Origin of the sequence: Nocardia pseudobrasiliensis NBRC 108224 (assembly GCF_001613105.1) — a bacterium.
Taxonomy (GTDB): Bacteria; Actinomycetota; Actinomycetes; order Mycobacteriales; family Mycobacteriaceae; genus Nocardia; species Nocardia pseudobrasiliensis.
The window spans coordinates 1-17,261 of record NZ_BDBS01000023.1; the positions used below are offsets into that span (position 1 = coordinate 1).

At 64.8% G+C, this 17,261-nt stretch carries 18 protein-coding genes and 4 tRNA genes; 1 reads left to right on the forward strand and 21 read right to left on the reverse strand.

The genetic code is table 11. From position 1 onward, the window contains the following. Positions 1 to 143: 143 nt before the first annotated feature. The 21 genes from NP4_RS18675 to NP4_RS18775 form a co-directional block, all read right to left on the reverse strand. Positions 144 to 1,385, reverse strand: coding sequence for an MCE family protein (locus tag NP4_RS18675; RefSeq protein WP_067999447.1), 1,242 nt, complete (start codon positions 1,383 to 1,385; stop codon positions 144 to 146). Beyond that, positions 1,382 to 2,599, reverse strand: a complete 1,218-nt coding sequence (locus tag NP4_RS18680; protein ID WP_067999449.1) for an MCE family protein — start codon at positions 2,597 to 2,599, stop codon at positions 1,382 to 1,384. Before NP4_RS18680 ends, NP4_RS18675 begins: the two co-directional genes overlap by 4 nt. After that, positions 2,596 to 3,867 carry an MCE family protein gene (locus NP4_RS18685; RefSeq protein WP_067999451.1) on the reverse strand — a complete coding sequence of 424 codons (1,272 nt, stop codon included), beginning with the start codon at positions 3,865 to 3,867 and terminating at the stop codon, positions 2,596 to 2,598. The genes NP4_RS18680 and NP4_RS18685 overlap by 4 nt, the downstream gene beginning before the upstream one ends. Next, positions 3,867 to 4,877, reverse strand: coding sequence for an MCE family protein (locus tag NP4_RS18690; RefSeq protein ID WP_067999452.1), 1,011 nt, complete (start codon positions 4,875 to 4,877; stop codon positions 3,867 to 3,869). The genes NP4_RS18685 and NP4_RS18690 overlap by 1 nt, the downstream gene beginning before the upstream one ends. Then, positions 4,877 to 5,959, reverse strand: a complete 1,083-nt coding sequence (locus NP4_RS18695) for an MCE family protein (RefSeq protein ID WP_174556153.1) — start codon at positions 5,957 to 5,959, stop codon at positions 4,877 to 4,879. Before NP4_RS18695 ends, NP4_RS18690 begins: the two co-directional genes overlap by 1 nt. Continuing rightward, the gene (locus tag NP4_RS18700) at positions 5,956 to 7,308 is read right to left on the reverse strand and encodes an MCE family protein (protein WP_114755600.1); all 1,353 of its coding nucleotides are present in this window, start codon (positions 7,306 to 7,308) and stop codon (positions 5,956 to 5,958) included. Before NP4_RS18700 ends, NP4_RS18695 begins: the two co-directional genes overlap by 4 nt. Before the next feature lie 70 nt (positions 7,309 to 7,378). Further along, positions 7,379 to 8,233: an MlaE family ABC transporter permease gene (locus NP4_RS18705; RefSeq protein WP_067999455.1), complete on the reverse strand. Its 855-nt coding sequence runs from the start codon at positions 8,231 to 8,233 to the stop codon at positions 7,379 to 7,381. Between the two features lie 2 nt (positions 8,234 to 8,235). Further along, on the reverse strand, positions 8,236 to 9,030 hold the full coding sequence (locus NP4_RS18710; protein ID WP_067999456.1) for an MlaE family ABC transporter permease: 795 nt from the start codon (positions 9,028 to 9,030) through the stop codon (positions 8,236 to 8,238). Between the two features lie 11 nt (positions 9,031 to 9,041). Further along, positions 9,042 to 10,118: an ABC transporter ATP-binding protein gene (locus NP4_RS18715; RefSeq protein ID WP_174556154.1), complete on the reverse strand. Its 1,077-nt coding sequence runs from the start codon at positions 10,116 to 10,118 to the stop codon at positions 9,042 to 9,044. A 220-nt stretch (positions 10,119 to 10,338) separates the two neighbouring features. Further along, entirely contained in the window at positions 10,339 to 10,719 is a 381-nt protein-coding gene (gene rplL / locus NP4_RS18720) for a 50S ribosomal protein L7/L12 (RefSeq protein WP_067999461.1), read from the reverse strand. Between the two features lie 62 nt (positions 10,720 to 10,781). Then, positions 10,782 to 11,336 carry a 50S ribosomal protein L10 gene (rplJ, locus tag NP4_RS18725; protein WP_067999463.1) on the reverse strand — a complete coding sequence of 185 codons (555 nt, stop codon included), beginning with the start codon at positions 11,334 to 11,336 and terminating at the stop codon, positions 10,782 to 10,784. Between the two features lie 424 nt (positions 11,337 to 11,760). Then, the gene (gene rplA, locus NP4_RS18730) at positions 11,761 to 12,474 is read right to left on the reverse strand and encodes a 50S ribosomal protein L1 (RefSeq protein WP_067999465.1); all 714 of its coding nucleotides are present in this window, start codon (positions 12,472 to 12,474) and stop codon (positions 11,761 to 11,763) included. Between the two features lie 132 nt (positions 12,475 to 12,606). Continuing rightward, a complete protein-coding gene (gene rplK, locus NP4_RS18735; protein ID WP_067999467.1) occupies positions 12,607 to 13,041 on the reverse strand; it encodes a 50S ribosomal protein L11 in 435 nt (144 codons plus the stop codon). Between the two features lie 39 nt (positions 13,042 to 13,080). After that, positions 13,081 to 13,773, reverse strand: a complete 693-nt coding sequence (gene nusG, locus NP4_RS18740; RefSeq protein ID WP_245997837.1) for a transcription termination/antitermination protein NusG — start codon at positions 13,771 to 13,773, stop codon at positions 13,081 to 13,083. A gap of 157 nt (positions 13,774 to 13,930) precedes the next feature. Next, positions 13,931 to 14,323, reverse strand: a complete 393-nt coding sequence (gene secE, locus NP4_RS18745) for a preprotein translocase subunit SecE (protein WP_067999809.1) — start codon at positions 14,321 to 14,323, stop codon at positions 13,931 to 13,933. Positions 14,324 to 14,431: 108 nt separating this feature from the next. Further along, positions 14,432 to 14,504: transfer RNA gene (locus NP4_RS18750), tRNA-Trp, on the reverse strand. 161 nt (positions 14,505 to 14,665) lie between these two features. Continuing rightward, positions 14,666 to 15,745 carry a fused (3R)-hydroxyacyl-ACP dehydratase subunits HadA/HadB gene (locus tag NP4_RS18755; protein ID WP_114755599.1) on the reverse strand — a complete coding sequence of 360 codons (1,080 nt, stop codon included), beginning with the start codon at positions 15,743 to 15,745 and terminating at the stop codon, positions 14,666 to 14,668. 135 nt (positions 15,746 to 15,880) lie between these two features. Further along, the gene (gene rpmG / locus NP4_RS18760) at positions 15,881 to 16,051 is read right to left on the reverse strand and encodes a 50S ribosomal protein L33 (RefSeq protein WP_011211653.1); all 171 of its coding nucleotides are present in this window, start codon (positions 16,049 to 16,051) and stop codon (positions 15,881 to 15,883) included. Positions 16,052 to 16,096: 45 nt separating this feature from the next. Next, positions 16,097 to 16,169, reverse strand: a tRNA-Met gene (locus NP4_RS18765). A gap of 74 nt (positions 16,170 to 16,243) precedes the next feature. After that, positions 16,244 to 16,316: transfer RNA gene (locus NP4_RS18770), tRNA-Thr, on the reverse strand. Between the two features lie 165 nt (positions 16,317 to 16,481). Continuing rightward, a tRNA-Tyr gene (locus NP4_RS18775) sits at positions 16,482 to 16,562 on the reverse strand. 206 nt (positions 16,563 to 16,768) lie between these two features. Between NP4_RS18775 and NP4_RS18780 the strand changes: the two genes are divergently transcribed. Beyond that, complete coding sequence (locus tag NP4_RS18780; RefSeq protein WP_067999813.1) at positions 16,769 to 17,260, forward strand: YajQ family cyclic di-GMP-binding protein; 492 nt, start codon at positions 16,769 to 16,771, stop codon at positions 17,258 to 17,260. The last annotated feature ends 1 nt before the right edge of the window (position 17,261 follow it).

Below are 17,261 nucleotides of genomic sequence, written 5' to 3' on the forward strand. Positions count from 1 at the left end.
CGGCGGCGGCCGCGGCGACGGCGGTCAGCGCGGTGCGCACGCGCGAACCCGATCTCTCGACGGGCACGGGCGCTTCGGGCGCGGCGGGCGGCGTTGCGGTGATCGGGTCGGAACTCACAGCGCCACCCTAGCGTCGTCGGAATTCACCGCTTCGGAGTCACTCCCATGAGGGTCGCCAACTGCACGGCCACCGGGGACAGGTCCAGCCGGTCCGGATCGACCTTGGGCTTGTCGTCCCAGGGCTGATGAATACTCGGATCGGCCAGCTCGGCCCGAGCGCCGCCGCGGACGTCGGTCGGATTACCAAAGGGCACAGTGCATTTGGCGTCCATATTGAGCGGGAAGTCGTCGCGCGTGTCGTCGAAGTTCGGGTTCTGCGCCTTCATCTCCTCGAGAATGCGCTTGGTGCCCTCGTAGCCCTGGGTACAGGCCGGCGGATTGTTGGTCTCGAGCACCAGACCGAAATGCGTGGTGCCGTCGCCCGGCGCGGTCGCCGAACCACCCCACGACAGCATCGGCAGCATCTGCAGCAACGGCTTGAGCGCGTAGTACTTCGGCGAGATCGACAGCGTCAGCAGGCGCAGATTCGCCAGATCGCGGGTGAGCGGATCGGCGCTCTGCTTCAGCAGCGCATCGATCGAACTGCCCGCGTCGGTCCCGGTGCCGATCAGACGGCGGATATCGGGATCGTTGGCCTTCAACTGCAGGCTGAGCTTGTCCAGGCCGTCGCTGAACTGCCGAATCGCGCTGGACTGATCCGCCTGCGTCGACAGCACGGTCTTGGCGTTGTTGATCAGATCGATGGTGGGCTGCAGGTTTTCGACACCGGCCTGGCTGAACTTGTTCAGCGAGTCGACCAGTACGCGCAGATTGTCGCCCTGGCCGTCGAACGCCTTGCCGAGCTCGGTGACCGTCGTCGACAACGCCTGCAGATCGGTCGTCGAGGCGAAATGGTCGACGCTGGCCAGCAGGTCCTCGACCCGGATCGGGGTCTCGGCGCCGTCGATGACCGAACCGTCGTGCAGATACGGGCCGCCCGAACCGTTCGGCATCAGATCCACGTACTGCTCACCGATGGCCGAACGGTTGGCCACCACGGCCTTCGCGCTCGCCGGCACCTTGGGCTTCCCGGAATCCATCTCGAGATAGATGACCACGCCGTCGGGCGTGACATTCATACTGTCCACCCGGCCCACCGGCACACCGCGGTAGGTGACCTCCGCCCCCTTGGACAGATTGCCGGTCTCCTTGGCCTTGACCGTCACCCGGTACTCCCCGAAGCCGAGCATGTGATCGAGGTGAACGTACTTCGCGCCCACGAAGACCACGCCGAGCACCGCGATCACGACGAACCCGATGAGCTGATACCTGACGAGCCGACTCATCTAGGACCACCCACTCCCAACTGATCGAGAATCCCCGCGATGGGGTTGTTCGGCGCGGGCGGCGGCGGCACGACGGCCGGGGGCAGCGGCAGCAGTGAGATCGTCGGCCAGCCCGGACGCGGGCCGTTGCCGTTGACCCACGGGTTGGCGGGGTCGACATTGATCGGCGGATTCGGCTGGATGAACACCGGATTCGGTTTGCCCGCACCGAGATTGGACAGCGTATTGGCGATCTGCAGATCCACCACCAGGAAGGTGTTGACCGAACCGCCGAAGGCCGCCTTGATGGAGGCGTCCGGAAACGGATAGGTCGGGATCAGTGGGAACGCGGTGACCAGATCCGGCGCCGAACGGCCCAGCTCCTGCAGCGTCGGCCGCAGCGAGGTCAGATCGCGGATCAGATTCTCCTTGGAGTGATCCAGGACGTCGAACCCCGCCTGACCCACCCGATCCAGCTGCTTCAGCAACTCGATCAGCTGCGGCCGCTGCTCGTCGAGAATTTTGATGCCCGCGGGCAATTCGTCGAGGATCTTGCCGATCTGCTGGGTTTGCTGACCGACCCGGCTCGACAGCGCGCCCAATCCGTCCAGCGCCCGCTGGATATCGTCGACCTGCTTGTTGAGCCCATCGATCAGGGTGTTGGCCTGATCCAGCAGTGAGCGCACCTTGTCCTCACGACCGGACAGCGCCTTGTTCAACTCGACCACGACCGGCTGCAACTGCGCCACGCCACCGCCGTTGAGCAGCAACGACAATGCGCCGAGTACCTGTTCGACCTCGGTGGCGTGCCGGGTGCGCTCGACGGGGATGACCGCGCCGTCCTTCAGCTGACCCGACGCGGGCTCCTTTGCGGGAGCGGTCAATTCGATGAACTTCTCGCCCAGCAGATTGGACTGCTTCACCTCGGCGTGCGCGTTGGCGGGCAGTTTCACCGAGGAGTTGATCACGGTATGCACGCTCGCGGTCCAGCCGTCCGGCGCCACATCGATCTTGTCGACCCGGCCCACGGCCACACCCTCGACCTTCACCGCCGACTGCGGTACCAGATCCAGAACGTCGTCGAAGCGGACATCGATGTGCAACGGATGCTCACCGGTGTCGGCGCCGCCGGGCAGCGGAATGCTGTAGATGCCGTCGGAGGCGCACGAGGTCACCAGCACCGCCGACATACCCAGAACCGTTGTGGCGGCGAGGGTTCGCATCAACCGGCTCATCGCTGGCCGCCTTCCTGCTGCGAGGGGGGCTGGCGATCCGACGGCGTCCCGGGCACGGTGCCGGGTACCGGGGCGCGCTGCTCGTTGTCGCCGGACATGATGCCGAAGGGCAGGATCAGCGTCGGCGTCTTCACACCCGCGGTGATCTGATCGGTGATCGTCTTGCAGTGGTCCAGGATCGGGCGCAACTGGCGGCCGATCGCATCGAACTGCGGATCGCCGGGGCGCAGCTTGCTCAGGTCGATCATCTTGCACAGCGCGCCCGCCGGATCCTGCAGATCGGTGAAGTTGGTGCGCATGTCCAGGGTTCCGGCTTCGCCGTTGTGCGCGTTGATGAGGTTGCTCAGCGCGACCGGAATCACCGGCAGCACCCGGGCCAGATCGTCACGCTGATCGGCGAGCGTCTGGGTGAGTTTGGTCAGCGAATCGGCGTTCTGCGCCACCAGATCCCGGTTGTCGTCGATGAACCGCGCGACATCGCCGAGGGCCACCGACAGCAGATTCAGCGCCTGACCCAGATCCTGCCGCTCCCCCGCGAGGAAGCTCGCCAGATCCGCCAGCTGCGAATTGAATTGGCGGACCTGCGCATCGTTATCGGCCAGCGTGCGCACGAAAACCTGCAGGTTCTTGATGGTGTCGAAGATGTCGCCGCGGGCGTCGGACAGATACCGCGCCGCGCCGGACAGCTGCGTGAAACTATTGGCCAGCGCGTCACCGTTACCAGCCAGATTCGCCGCGGAGGTGCGCACCAGTTCGTTGACCGCGCCGTCCTTGTTGGCGCCGTCGGGACCGAGCGCGTCCGACAGCTGCGAAATGCTCTTGTACAGCCGATCGACCTCGACCGGAGTCGCGGTGCGGTCCTTGGGAATCGTGGCGTCGTGGCCCATCTTCGGCCCGCCCTTGTACACCGGGGTGAGCTGGATGAACCGGTCCGACACCACCGACGGGGTGATCTGCGCGGCCCGCGCGTCGGCGGGGATGTCGTATTTGCGCGCGACGTGCATGGTGACCTTCACCTGGTCACCCACCGGCTCGACCGAATCGACCGAACCCACCGGCACGCCGAGGATCCGCACATCCGAACCCGTGTAGATACCGATCGACTTGTCGAAGTACGCGGTGATCCTGGTGTTGTTGAACTGCGCGAACAGCCACCACAGCACACCGGCCAGCACCACCGCGGCCACGGTGACCAGGGTGATGAGAATCTTGGTGCCGCGGCTGGATTCACGCAGCGCGGTCAGCGGATCCCGACGAGCGGCTTCCATCAGTTGCCTCCCAGGTGCCGGACCGGCGGGCGGTTACCGGGGACGTCCGGCAGGGCCGGGGGAAGAAGGTTGACGACGACCGCGTCGAACCAGCGACCGGTGCCGAGCACATTGGCGTAGATGTTGTAGAACGGCGCGGCCAGCGTCAGCGTCTTGGAGATATTCGCCTGATTGTCGTTGAGCAGGTCGATCGACTTGCGCAGATTGGTCAGCGCCGGACCGATCTGCTGCTCGTTGTCGTGCACCAGCGCGCTCAGTTCGGCCGCAACGGATTTGGCGCCGGTGAGCAACTGCTGGATCGCGACCTGGCGAACATTCAGCTCCGCCAGCAATTGACCGCCGTTGGCCAGCAGGCGTTCGAATTCGGCATTGCGGTCGGCCAGCACCTTGGTGGTCTTGTTGGTCGCCGCGAACAGCTGCTTGAGCTGCTCATCGCGTTTGGCCAGCGTCTCCGACAGCCGCGCCACACCGTCGATCGAGCCGCGGATCTCCGGCGGGGTGCCCGAGAACGCCTCCGAGAGCACCTTGAAGCTGGTGGCCAGCTGGGCGGTGTCGGTCTGCTGGATCTGTTTGGCGGCGTCGCTGAAGGCGTCCACCACGTCGTATGGGGATACCGTGCGCGACAACGGGATTCGCTTATCCGGATCGGCCGCGCGCGAACCCTTCGGATCCAGCGCCAGATACTTCTGCCCGAGCAGGGTTTTGATCTGGATGGACGCGGTGGTCTGATCGCCGACCCAGGCGTCCTTGGTGCGGAAGTCGACCAGCACCCGGTCACCGTCGAGCCGGACATCGGACACATCGCCGACCTTCACACCGGCGATGCGAACCTCGTTGCCCTTCTTCAGCCCCGCCGCCTCGGAGAACTCCGCGGTGTATTTGGTGCCCGCGCCGATGATCGGCAGCTTGTCCAGCGAGAACGCCGAGGCGGTGATCAGCAGGACAAGGAACAGTCCCAGCCCGCCCATGAAGGCCGGGCTGCGCTTGCCCAGCAGGATGCGCTCGTCCATCAGCGACCCCCCTGCCCGTGGCACCGCGGCGCCGGGTTGGTGTAGATGGGTTGATTCACGGTGGGAAGTCCGGCGGGAATGCTGAACTCCGGTGTCAGATTCGGATCACCCGGCCCGGCGACGATATCGATGCCGCACAGATAGAACTGGAACCAGGAGCCGTAACTGCCCGCCCGGCCCAGCTTCTCCATCTTGACCGGCAGATTCGCCAGCGCCTGATTGACCTCGTCCTTACGCGAATTCAGTTCACCCGTCAGCTGATTGAGACCCGCGATGGAGCCCTGCAGCGTGGGGCGGACCGGCACCAGCAGATCCGAGGTCGACGAGGCGAGATTACCCAGCGACTGCACCGCCGAGCCGATCGTGCCGCGTTCGGCGTTGAGCCCACTGACCAGCGCCTCGGTATTGACGATCAAGTCGTTGAGCTGTCCGTCGCGCGAATTGACCGCGGCCAGGACGTCATTGAGGTTCTTCACGATCTCGCCGATCACCTGATCCTTGTCGGCGATCTTGTTGGTCAGGCTCGCGGTATTGGCCACCAGTTCGGTGATCGTGCCCGACTCACCCTGGAACACCTGGATGATCTCGTAGGACAGCTTGTTCACGTCATCGGCCGACAGCGTCTGGAACAGCGGCCGGAAACCGTTGAACAGCGTGGTCAGATTCAATGCCGGGCGGGTGCGCTCGAGCGGGATCGTGCCGCCCGGATTCAGCTTGTGGCCCTGCTGTCCGCTGCCCTGTTCGAGCGCGATGTAGCGCTGGCCGACCAGGTTCCGGTAGCGGATGGCGGCGGTGGTCGAGGCGGGCAGCCAGTCGCGATCTTTGAGCTGGAAGCTGACCTCGGCCTGATCGTGGTCCACGACGGCCACCTTGGTGACCTTGCCGACGCGCACGCCCGCGATGCGGATCTCATCGCCGGTATTGAGCGAGGTCACATCGGAGAAGCGGGCCTTGAACGTCTTACCGCCGCCGGAGTAGTTGGCGATGGTCAGGCCGAGCATGGCCGTCGCGAACAGCGTCACCGCGACGAAGATGAGCAGTTTGGTCAACGGCCCGGCCATACCGCGCAGTTGTTGCCTCATCGCACACTCACCTCGCTGCCGCGCATGGCCGGGGCCGCGATCCGGCTGATCCAGCCGGGCACCTGCTCCGGGGATGTTCCACTGGCCGCACCCATCACCGCGCCGACGGCCTTCTGCTCGGCCGGGGAACCGGCCAGCGTCGGCGTGCCCGCCCCGTACACCGAGAACTGCGCGGGCGGCAGATGTCCCGCGTTCTGATCACCCGGATTGCGGCTCGGCACCGGGTAGGAACCGTCGTTGTACACGCCGGTCGGGTACTGACCGAGATCGGTTCCCAGCGCACCCTCCGGCAGACAGACCGGCCCGCCGTTGTCGAGCCAGCGCGGTTCGTCCTGATTGGGCAGGTAGCGGCCGCGCGGATTCACGATCTGGATATTGGTGTGCACGCCGGGCGATTCGGTATCCGGTCCGAACAGCGCCGTGATGCGCGGGGCCAGCGCGGCGAAGTTCTTCATCGTGCAGGCATAGCTCGGCGAGTAGGTGGCCAGCAGTTCCAGCGCCTCCCGCGAATTCGCCGCGACGTCGATGATGTTGTCGCGGTTGGCGATCAGGAAGTCGGCGGTATGCGACGAGGACGGGGTCAGCACCGAGTAGAGGGTGTCGATCTGCGAACGCTTCTGCACGATGGTGGCATTGGTGGTGCGCAGATTGTCGAAGGTGTCGACCAGCTGCGGCAGCGCGTCGGAGTAGGTGTCGGCGACCGTGGCGAAGGTGCGGATGTCGTCCTGCAGCGTCGGCATCACGCCGTTGAGATCGCGGAAGATGTGGTCGAGCCGGTCGATGGTGTTGCCCAGCTCCTGGCCCTGACCGCCCAGCGCCTGCGACAGCGCGCCGAGGGTGGAGGCCAGATACTGCGGCGGAATCGCCTGCAGCAGCGGCAGAACGCTGTCGAGCAGCTGACTGACCTCGACGGCATTACCGCTGGCGTCCTGCTGCAGGGTCGCCCCGGCCTTCAGGTACTGCCCGCTGGGCTGCTGCGGCCAGACCAGATCCACATAGCGCTCACCGAACAGCGTCTTGGGCAGCAGTCGCGCGGTCACATTGGACGGGATCTCATCGGCCTTGTCGGGGTCCAGCGCCAGATGCAGCGTGACCTTGCCGCCGCCGGATTCGCTGGAGCGGACCTCGCCGACGGTGACGCCGCGGACCTTCACATCCGCATTGCGGGTCAACGCGTTTCCGACGGTGTCGGTTATCAGGTCGACCTTCACAACCTTGACCCACACCTTGTTGTATGCGGCAATCGTCGTCGAGAGGAACAGGGCCATGACGACGAAGAACAGCACGCCGAGAGTGCGCTTGCGCAACTTCTCGGTCCTGCGCCACATGAGAACGCTGCGCTCGCTCATGCAGTCACCTCCCGGGATGAACGGAGGGCCTGCGTGGTTACGCAAGCTACCGCCTCCGGCCCTTGACCGTTCATCCCGCCACCCGCACCGTCGTGGTCGTTCCCCAGATAGCAAGGCTGAGAAAGAAATCGAGGATATTGATCAGAACCAGCGAGGCTCGCACCGCGCGACCCACGGCCACACCGACTCCGGCCGGGCCGCCCGTCGCGGTGTATCCGTAATAGCAGTGGATCAGGATGACCACGAATGCGAAGACGAGCACCTTGAGGAACGAATAGAGCACGTCCTCGGGTGGCAGGAACAAATTGAAATAGTGGTCGTATGAGCCCGATGACTGCCCGTTGAACCACACGCTGATCTGACGGGATGCCAGGAATGTGCCCATCAGGCCGACGATGTAGAGCGGGATCACCGCGACGAAGCCCGCGATGACGCGCGTGGTCACCAGGAACGGCACGCCGGGCACCGCCATCACCTCGAGCGCGTCGATCTCCTCGGAGATCCGCATCGCGCCGAGCTGCGCGGTGAAGCCGCAGCCGACCGTGGCCGACAGCGCGATCGCCGCGACCAGCGGGGCCAGCTCGCGGGTGTTGATATAGCCGGTCAGGAAGCCCGTGAGCACCGAGGAGCCCAGGGCGTCGAGGGCCTTGAAACCCTGCAGACCCACGACCACGCCGACCGAGGCCGACATCATCACGACCACGCCGATGGTGCCGCCGATCACCGCGAGGGCGCCCGAACCGAAGGTCACCTCGGCCAGCAGCCGCATGACCTCCTTGCGGAAGTGCACGATCGTGCGCGGAATCCAGGCGATCGCCTTGGAGTAGAACGACATCTGGTCGCCGGCGCGATCGATGACGTTGATCGGACCGCGCAGGGCGTTACCGAGGCGGCGTAGGGCGGGAGAGCGCTGTGCGACAACCATATTCAGGATCCCTTGGACGGGACGACCTGCAGGTACACCAACGTCAGAATGAGATTGACGAAGAACAGCACCAGGAAGGTGATCACCACCGACTGGTTCACGGCCTCACCCACTCCTTTCGGGCCACCCTTCGGGTTGAGGCCCTTGTACGCGGCGATCACGCCCGCGATCACGCCGAAGATGAGTGCCTTGATCTCGCCGATCCACAGGTCGGGGAGTTGCGCCAGGGCGGAGAACGAGGCCAGGTACGCACCCGGCGTACCGCCCTGCAGCAGCACGTTGAAGAAATAGCCGCCGCAGATGCCGACGACCGCGACCAGGCCGTTGAGCAGTACCGCCACCAGCATCATGCCGAGCACGCGCGGGACCACGAGCCGCTGCACCGGATCGATGCCGAGCACCTCCATCGCATCGATCTCCTCGCGAATGGTTCGCGAGCCCAGATCCGCGGCGACGGCGGAACCCGCCGCGCCCGCGATGATCAGCGCGGTGACGATGGGAGCGGCCTGCTGGACGGTTGCCAGCACACTGGTCGCGCCGGTGAATGATTCGGCGCCCAACTGCTTGATGAGTGAACCGGTCTGCAACGCCACCACAGCGCCGAACGGGATTGCGACCAGTGCCGCGGGAAGAATCGAAACACTCGCGATGAACCACGACTGTCCGACGAACTCACGCCACTGGAAAGGACGACGGAATGTCTTACGCGCTACGTCGAGTAATAGCGCGAAGATATTGCCGGCCTGTGCAAAACCCGACTCGACCGGGGTGCGCAGCCGTGCCAGGGTTTGATTCACGGTCGTGGATGTTACCCGTTGGTTGTGTTGTGGCGCACGGTGGTGTCATACGCGCCGCCCTGGTATTCCGGAGCATTGCCGGTATAGGCGGGCAGAACTTGTGTATCGCCGTTCTGCTCCATGGACTCGCGAATGGCGGTCTGCGCCGCATGCGGCAGCGTATGCATGATCTCGAGGACCCGGCCGCGACGCCGCTCGACGGCCTGGCGCACCGGCATGCCGGGTGTGGCCTTCATCTGCGGGATGATGCCCTCGACCTCGTCGGTGCCGTTGTCGTAGTGCCCGGCGTCGGCGAGCGCCTGCTCGCGCGCCATCTGGGCCTCGTCCTTCTCCTCGGACATACCGATCGGGCCGATCATGCGGCCGTTGAGGAACTGCTTGACCACCGGCTCCTCCGAGGTCAGCAGCACCTCGCGCGGGCCGAACATGACCAGCTGACGGCGGAACAGCATGCCGATGTTGTCGGGCACGGTCCGGGCCAGGTTGATGTTGTGGGTCACGATCAGGATCGTGGCGTCGATCTGCGCGTTGATGTCGATGAGCAGCTGCGACAGATAGGTCGTGCGAACCGGGTCCAGACCGGAGTCGGGCTCGTCGACGAGAATGATCTGCGGGTCGAGCACCAGGGCGCGGGCCAGACCGGCGCGCTTGCGCATACCGCCGGAGATCTCGCCGGGAAGTTTGCCCTCCGCGCCCAGCAGACCGGTGAGCTCGAGCTTCTCCATGACGATCTTCTTGATCTCGGATTCACTCTTCTTCGTATGCTCGCGCAACGGGAAGGCCACGTTGTCGAACAGATTCATCGAGCCGAACAGCGCGCCGTCCTGGAACAGCACGCCGAACAGCTTGCGGATCTCGTAGAGATCCTTGTTCGAGCAGGTGGTGATGTCGTGACCGTCGATGTAGATGTGGCCGCGCTCGGGACGTAGCAGTCCGATCAGCGACTTCAAAAAGACGGATTTACCGGTACCGGATGGGCCGAGCAGTGCGCTGACTTCTCCCGGCGGCAAGGTCAGGGTGACATCCTGCCAAATCCGCTGCGAACCGAAAGACTTCGTGACACCTTCGGTCCTGACCTCGACGCCCACGCCAACCTCCAACAATTTCTTTCGACGAGCGCCCAACTGGCCGCACCACAGAGCAATTTCCAGCGCCGGTGTGGCGCATCACACTGGTTGGGCCACTGTATCGCATGCCGCTGGCGCAGCACACCCTACCTGACTCACGAGTAGAAAAGTTGTCGCGAACATAGCGAAAAGGGCGGCCCCGTTACGGGACCGCCCTTTTCGAGCAGTAAATTACCGCAAATTACTTGACGGAGACCTTGGCGCCGGCCTCTTCCAGCTTGGCCTTGGCGGCCTCGGCGGCATCCTTGGCGACCTTCTCCAGGATCGGCTTCGGGGCGCCCTCGACCAGATCCTTGGCCTCCTTCAGGCCCAGGCCGGAGACGATCTCGCGGACCACCTTGATGACCTGGATCTTCTTGTCGCCCGCACCCTCGAGGACGACGTCGAACTCGTCCTGCTCCTCGACGGCCTCGGCCGGGGCAGCAGCGCCGGCGACGGCGGCGACGGCGACCGGAGCGGCGGCGGTGACCTCGAACTTCTCCTCGAACTTCTTGACGAAGTCCGACAGCTCCAGCAGGGTCATTCCACCGATGGTCTCGAGCAGCTCGTCAACGTTGGCCATTGTGTTTCCTTTCGATATGAGGCTTCATCCCGCGGGGACGGGAAAAGTGTTGGTATTTCGACTTATTCGGCGTCCGCGGCGGGAGCCTCGGCGGCCCCACCGGCGTTGCGCTGCTTCTCCTCGAGCGCAGCGAACAGGCGAACGACCTGACCGGCGGGCGCGGCGAACAGGCCGGCCGCCTTGTGCAGGTTGCCCTTCATGGCGCCGGCCAGCTTGGCCAGCAGCACCTCGCGCGACTCCAGGTCGGCGATGCGCTCGACCTCGGACACGGACAGCGCGGCGCCGTCCATGTAGCCGCCCTTGATGATCAGGGCCTTGTTGTCCTTGGCGAACGCCTTCAGCGCCTTGGCGGCGTCGACCGGCTCACCGGCAATGAAGGTGATCGCGGTCGGACCGACGAACAAGTCATCCAGGCCTTCCACGCCCGCCTCGGCGGCAGCGCGCTTGACCAGGGTGTTCTTGGCGACGGAGTAGGTGGCATTCGCACCAAGCGCCCGGCGCAGCTCGGTGAGCTTCCCGACCGACAGACCACGGTATTCCGTGATCACAGCGGCGGTCGAGCCCTTGAACTGCTCGGTGATCTCCGCGACCGCGGTGACCTTCTCGGATTTCGCCATACTTCGCCTCCTCTCTGGATGGTCGGTTCTCGATGTTCCCCTACCGACTCCGGAGGCTGTCCGGCGACAAAACAAACGCCCCGGACGCAGGGCGTCCCGGGGCGCAGAAGAAAACACGGGCGAGCTGGCTCGCACAGATTTCCCGACCTCGGCTCTCCCTGCGTGGGCCGCCGGCAATGTCGCCGGACCTTCGACTGCCCGAGGGCAGCGACCAACGGTCTTCGGTAGAACGATTGGGGTGATCGCCGAACTCGCCGACGACCGTTGTTCAGGATAGCGGATGGGGGCTCATCTGCCAAAACGGCCCTACTTACCCATCTCCAGCACGCGCCCCTCTCCACTTTCCCGGCGCGCTCTTTGCGCCGGACTCACCAAACACAAAGGGCCGGTACGAATTTCGTACCGGCCCTTCGAGATCTATCTGCTACGCGTCCTCATCGGTGAGGTTGCGGGTGCGGTTCGGATCCACCGGGATGCCCGGACCGGTGTTGGTCGAAATCGTCACCTTCTTGACGTAGCGGCCCTTCGCGGTCGAGGGCTTGAGGCGCAGGATCTCGTCGATGGCGGCGCCGTAGTTCTCCACCAGCTTCTTGTCGTCGAAGGAGGCCTTGCCGATCACGAAGTGAAGGTTGGCCTGCTTGTCGACGCGGAAGTTGATCTTGCCGCCCTTGATGTCGTTGACGGCCTTGGTCACATCGGGGGTGACGGTGCCGGTCTTCGGGTTCGGCATCAGGCCGCGGGGGCCCAGCACACGCGCGATGCGACCGACCTTGGCCATCTGGTCCGGGGTGGCGATCGCGGCGTCGAAGTCCAGCCAGCCGCCCTGGATGCGCTCGATCAGATCCTCGGCGCCCACGGCATCCGCACCGGCGGCCTCGGCCTCGGCGGCCTTGTCGCCGACCGCGAACACGATGACGCGGGCGGTCTTACCGGTGCCGTGCGGCAGGTTCACGGTGCCGCGGACCATCTGATCGGCCTTGCGCGGGTCGACGCCCAGACGCACGGCGACCTCGACGGTGGCGTCGGTCTTGGTGGTGGAGGTCTCCTTCGCCAGCCGCGCGGCGGCCAGCGGGGAGTACAGCTGATCGCGGTCGACCTTGGCGGCCGCCTCGATATAAGCCTTGCTGCGTTTTGCCATTTTTGTCTGTCCTTGTCTAAGTCAGAAGTGGTGCGGGACTGGCCGTCCCTCCCACGTAGTCCCTCGCAAGCTCGGGAACAGAGGAGATCCGCTGGAACTCGGATGAACAAAGGAGATCCGCTGGAACTCGGATCACTCGGCGATGGTGATACCCATCGAACGAGCGGTGCCCGCGATGATCTTCGCCGCGGCGTCGATGTCGTTGGCGTTCAGGTCTTCCTGCTTGGTCTTGGCGATCTCGCGGATCTGATCCATGGTGACCTGGGCGACCTTGTTGCGGTGCGGCTCGGGCGAACCCTTCTGCACACCGGCGGCCTTGAGCAGCAGCTTGGCGGCGGGCGGCGTCTTCAGCTTGAAGTCGAACGAGCGGTCTTCGTAGACCGTGATCTCGACCGGGATGACGTTGCCACGCTGCGACTCGGTCGCCGCGTTGTACGCCTTGCAGAACTCCATGATGTTGACGCTGTGCTGACCCAGCGCGGGACCCACCGGCGGGGCGGGGGTCGCCTGGCCGGCCTGGATCTGGAGCTTGATGAGCCCAGCGACCTTCTTCTTCTTGGGGGGCATCTTTCTTCCTTGGTTGAGTTCTTGCGTTATTGCAAGTCTTTAGATCTTCGCGACCTGGTTGAAGCCGAGCTCCACCGGGGTCTCGCGACCGAAGATCGACACCAGCACCTTGAGCTTCTGCTGTTCGGTGTTGATCTCGGAGATGCTGGCCGGCAGCGTCGCGAACGGACCGTCCATGACGGTGACCGACTCGCCCACCTCGAAATCGACCTCGATGGTCGGCTTCGGGGCGACAGCCGTCTCGGTCTCGGTGGCGGTCGCGGCAGCGGCGGCCGGCTTCTTCTGCTGCTCCTCTTCGGGCAGCAGGAACTTCGCCACATCATTGATGGACAGCGGCGAGGGCTGCGAGGTCGCGCCGACGAATCCGGTGACGCCCGGGGTGTTTCGCACCGCGCCCCACGACTCGTCGTTCAGATCCATGCGCACCAGGATGTAACCCGGCAACACCTTCTCCTGAACGTTTTTGCGCTGACCGTTCTTGATCTGGGTGACCTGCTTGGTGGGGACCTCGACCTGGAAGATGTAGTCCTCCAGACCCAGGTTCTGCACGCGGGTCTCGAGGTTGGCCTTGACCTTGTTCTCGTAGCCGGCGTAGGAGTGCACGACGTACCAGTCGCCGGGAGCGCGCCGCAGCGCGGCCTTCATCTCCGCGATCGGATCGGCGGGTGCGTCGGCAACCTCCGCGGGCGGCGCGGAGTCCTCGACGGTCGTGTCGACGGCGGACTCCGCCACCGCCTCCTCGACCGAGGACTCTTCGTATGTGCCGTTCTCCGGGGTGCTCACTGGGCACTCGCTTCCTGTGTCGTCACTAACTTCCTCTGCGTGCCGGACGGAACGTCCGGCGAATGGCACCGTCCGACGAGGGACGGTGACCGGCGCCGCCGGTCAGCTAGCCGAACAGCCAGTCGACGCCCTTGAAGAACGCCAGATCCATTCCGTAGATGAACGCGACCATGAAGACCACGAACACCAACACCACGCTCGTATAGGTGACCATCTGCTTACGGTTGGGCCAGATCACCTTGCGCAGTTCCGCGATCACCTCACGCAGGAACTTCACCAGGCGCTTGAACGGATTGCCCGTACCGCGGCCGGCCTTCTTGTCGGCCGGCTTGGACGCCTTACGCGATGCCGTACCGGCGGGACCACTCCCGTTGCGGTCGATCGTGGCGATCGAACCGGTATCGCTCGAGGAGGTACGGGACCGGCGAGCCGACCGCTTACCACTCGGCCGATTCACCGCGGTGTCGTCGTCAGCGCGAATATCCCGCTCGTCGCTCACGCCCACTCCTCGCTCCGCTCGGCGTGTGCGTGCGCGACGCGCGCTGTGCCTATGGCTCGCTCGCTGCGCTCGCTCACGCCGATCCTCTCTCGTCGCTGGCATCCGGTGCAGGGGCGACAGGACTTGAACCTGCAACCTGCGGTTTTGGAGACCGCTGCTCTGCCAATTGAGCTACGCCCCTTCGGCTGGACGTCCTCTAGGTTATCCAGCACCCGTGCTATTCAGTTGTGTTCCGGGAGCCACACAATACGCGCGCCGCCCCTTGCAGAGCAGCGCGCAGCGACTGGCGACCCCAGAATCCCGAGTCTACGTTACCGGCCCGTCGAATCGCCAATCGGCCTGTCAGGACAGCTGAACCGTGGCGGTCGCGCGCCCGAAGATCCGGCGCCCCTCCGACTTCGCGGTGATCGCCACGACGGCGGTACGGGTCTCGGGGTCGACAGACTTCACCTTGCCGGTGTACTCGATCTCGGCGGGTGCGTCCGCGGGCACGTACACCATGCTCGTGAAGCGCACGTTGTACTCCTTGACCGCGCCGGGATCACCCAGCCAGGAGGTGACGAAACCGCCGCCCAGGCCCATGGTGAGCATGCCGTGCGCGACCACGTTGTCCAGGCCGACGCGCTTGACGACCTCGTCGCTCCAGTGGATCGGATTCGGATCGCCCGAGACGCCGGCGTAGTTCACCAGATCGCCGCGGGTGAGTTTGAAGACGCGCGAGGGCAGTTCATCGCCCTCGGCGACATCCTCGAAACGCAGCGCGTGCGTACTCGCCGCGACCTCGGGCACGCTGGCGATAGGGGTAGGGGGCGCGGTGACCGGCGGAACCGGAATATCCGCGGGGCGCTCGGCCGGATCGATACTGCCGCCCTGCATCAGCACATTGCGGGCGATGTCGCGCAGATTCGGATCGATATCGGCGCCGCTGCGCCCGGCCAGGGTGGTGTAGGTGGTGAGCACCAACTCGTCGCGCGAGGTGACGATGTTCTTGGTGACGATCATGTCGGCGCCGCCCGGCGCCTGGCGGAAGGAGTGCAGATACACATCGCAGACGAGCCGGTCGCCGACCCGGATCGGGCGGTGGAACTCCAGCGTCTGATCGGCCTGCATGATCTGGCTGAGGTCGTAACCGGTGACGACCTGTTCGAACAGCTTGCTCTGCGCCAGGATTCCGACGAGGGAGATGAAGGTCAGCGGGGCGACCAGCGAGTCGTAGCCATGTTCGCGCGCGGCCTCGTCGTCCCAGTGCACCGGGTGATAGTCCTGAACGGCCCGCGCGTACTCGCGCACCTTCTCCCGACCGACCTCGTAGAAGTCGTCGACGCGGTAGTGGTGGCCGACCATGGTGGCCGCATGCGCGGCGGGGTCGAACGGCTCGGTGGTGGCGTCCGTCTCGACCGCGGTATCGGTGTTGATTGTCACGGAAGGCTGATCCCTATCTGACCCCGCTACCGGAGTCGGCGGAGCGCTCACTACCGCACTTACACCAAGTGCCGGAGCGGGTCGAAAGCCTGCTCCGGCACATTACCTACGCGGCAGCTCGCACGCGTGGTGAAGTTAGCGAGATTCGCGGTGCGCCCGGTGGGTGCCGCAGTTCGGGCAGAACTTCTTCAGCTCGAGGCGGTCCGGGTCGTTACGCCGGTTCTTCTTGGTGATGTAGTTGCGGTGCTTGCACTGCTCGCAGGCCAAGGTGATCTTTGGCCGGACATCGGTGGACTTCGCGGCCACGGTTATGCCTTCTTTCCGGTCAACCTAGGGGTTAATCAGTATGGGTAGCGATGGCCGGACTCGAACCGGCGACACAACGATTATGAGTCGTTTGCTCTACCACCTGAGCTACACCGCCATTACACGGTATTGCAGTGGAGTCGCCGCCCGGCGCTTGGAGTGCCGAGTTGGGTTACCACCGGCAATCCGGCGAGCCCCCTAACGGAATCGAACCGTTGACCTTTTCCTTACCATGGAAACGCTCTGCCGACTGAGCTAAGGGGGCACAGCTTTGGGCGCTCCGCGTGACGATCGCTCGCACCCGGGGCGCTGAAGCCTTGAACGAGGTTACACATACACCCGCCCAAGCGCCAAACCGTGTGGTCAGAACCGGTTTTGAAACGTTCGCGAAAGTAAAAGACCCCCACGGGGTTCCGTGAGGGTCTCGAGGTGGCGGATGAAGGATTCGAACCTCCGTAGCTTGCGCGGCTGATTTACAGTCAGCTCCCTTTGGCCGCTCGGGCAATCCGCCAGGTTGCGCCGTTGAGCGCGTTGACGAGGATACATCGAAGGGTGCCCGCCAACGCAAACCGGCTGGCCAGCGGCCGATAGGGGGCGCGAGCGCGCGGGATGACCGGCGGGAAGCCCGGATCGACTCCCGCGCGCCGGGCGACTAGCGTCGATCGGTCGGGGTAGAAATTCTGCTACGAACCCGAGCCCGTGAGACAGGAGCGCAGTGTGGCCGATTCGTCATTCGATGTCGTGAGCAAGGTCGATCGCCAGGAGGTCGACAATGCCCTCAACCAGACGGTGAAGGAGCTGAGCACCCGCTACGACTTCCGCGGCACCGGCGCGAGCATCGAATGGTCCGGTGAGGAGAAGATCGTGCTGACGGCCGAGTCGGAGGACCGGGTCAAGGCCGCGCTGGAAGTCTTCCGGGAGAAGCTGATTCGCCGCGACATCTCGCTCAAGGCCTTCGAGACCGGTGATCCGCAGGCCTCCGGAAAGGTGTACAAAATCACAGGCACGGTCAAGCAGGGCATCTCCCAGGAGACCGCGAAGAAGATCGCCAAGAAGATTCGCGACGAGGGCCCCAAGGGTGTGAAGGCGCAGATCCAGGGCGAGGAACTGCGGGTCAGCGGTAAGAGCCGCGACGATCTGCAGCAGGTGATCTCGCTGCTGAAGGGCGCCGATTTCGACGCCGCGCTGCAGTTCGTGAACTACCGGTAGC

Bases quoted from the DNA above. Each gene is read 5' to 3' on its own strand.
- rplK (WP_067999467.1), bottom strand. From the start codon at position 13,041: ATGCCCCCCAAGAAGAAGAAGGTCGCTGGGCTCATCAAGCTCCAGATC.
- NP4_RS18690 (WP_067999452.1), bottom strand. From the start codon at position 4,877: ATGGACGAGCGCATCCTGCTGGGCAAGCGCAGCCCGGCCTTCATGGGC.
- NP4_RS18680 (WP_067999449.1), bottom strand. From the start codon at position 2,599: ATGAGCCGGTTGATGCGAACCCTCGCCGCCACAACGGTTCTGGGTATG.
- rplL (WP_067999461.1), bottom strand. From the start codon at position 10,719: ATGGCCAACGTTGACGAGCTGCTCGAGACCATCGGTGGAATGACCCTG.
- rplJ (WP_067999463.1), bottom strand. From the start codon at position 11,336: ATGGCGAAATCCGAGAAGGTCACCGCGGTCGCGGAGATCACCGAGCAG.
- NP4_RS18705 (WP_067999455.1), bottom strand. From the start codon at position 8,233: ATGGTTGTCGCACAGCGCTCTCCCGCCCTACGCCGCCTCGGTAACGCC.
- NP4_RS18695 (WP_174556153.1), bottom strand. From the start codon at position 5,959: ATGAGGCAACAACTGCGCGGTATGGCCGGGCCGTTGACCAAACTGCTC.
- rplA (WP_067999465.1), bottom strand. From the start codon at position 12,474: ATGGCAAAACGCAGCAAGGCTTATATCGAGGCGGCCGCCAAGGTCGAC.
- NP4_RS18700 (WP_114755600.1), bottom strand. From the start codon at position 7,308: ATGAGCGAGCGCAGCGTTCTCATGTGGCGCAGGACCGAGAAGTTGCGC.
- NP4_RS18675 (WP_067999447.1), bottom strand. From the start codon at position 1,385: ATGAGTCGGCTCGTCAGGTATCAGCTCATCGGGTTCGTCGTGATCGCG.
- NP4_RS18685 (WP_067999451.1), bottom strand. From the start codon at position 3,867: ATGGAAGCCGCTCGTCGGGATCCGCTGACCGCGCTGCGTGAATCCAGC.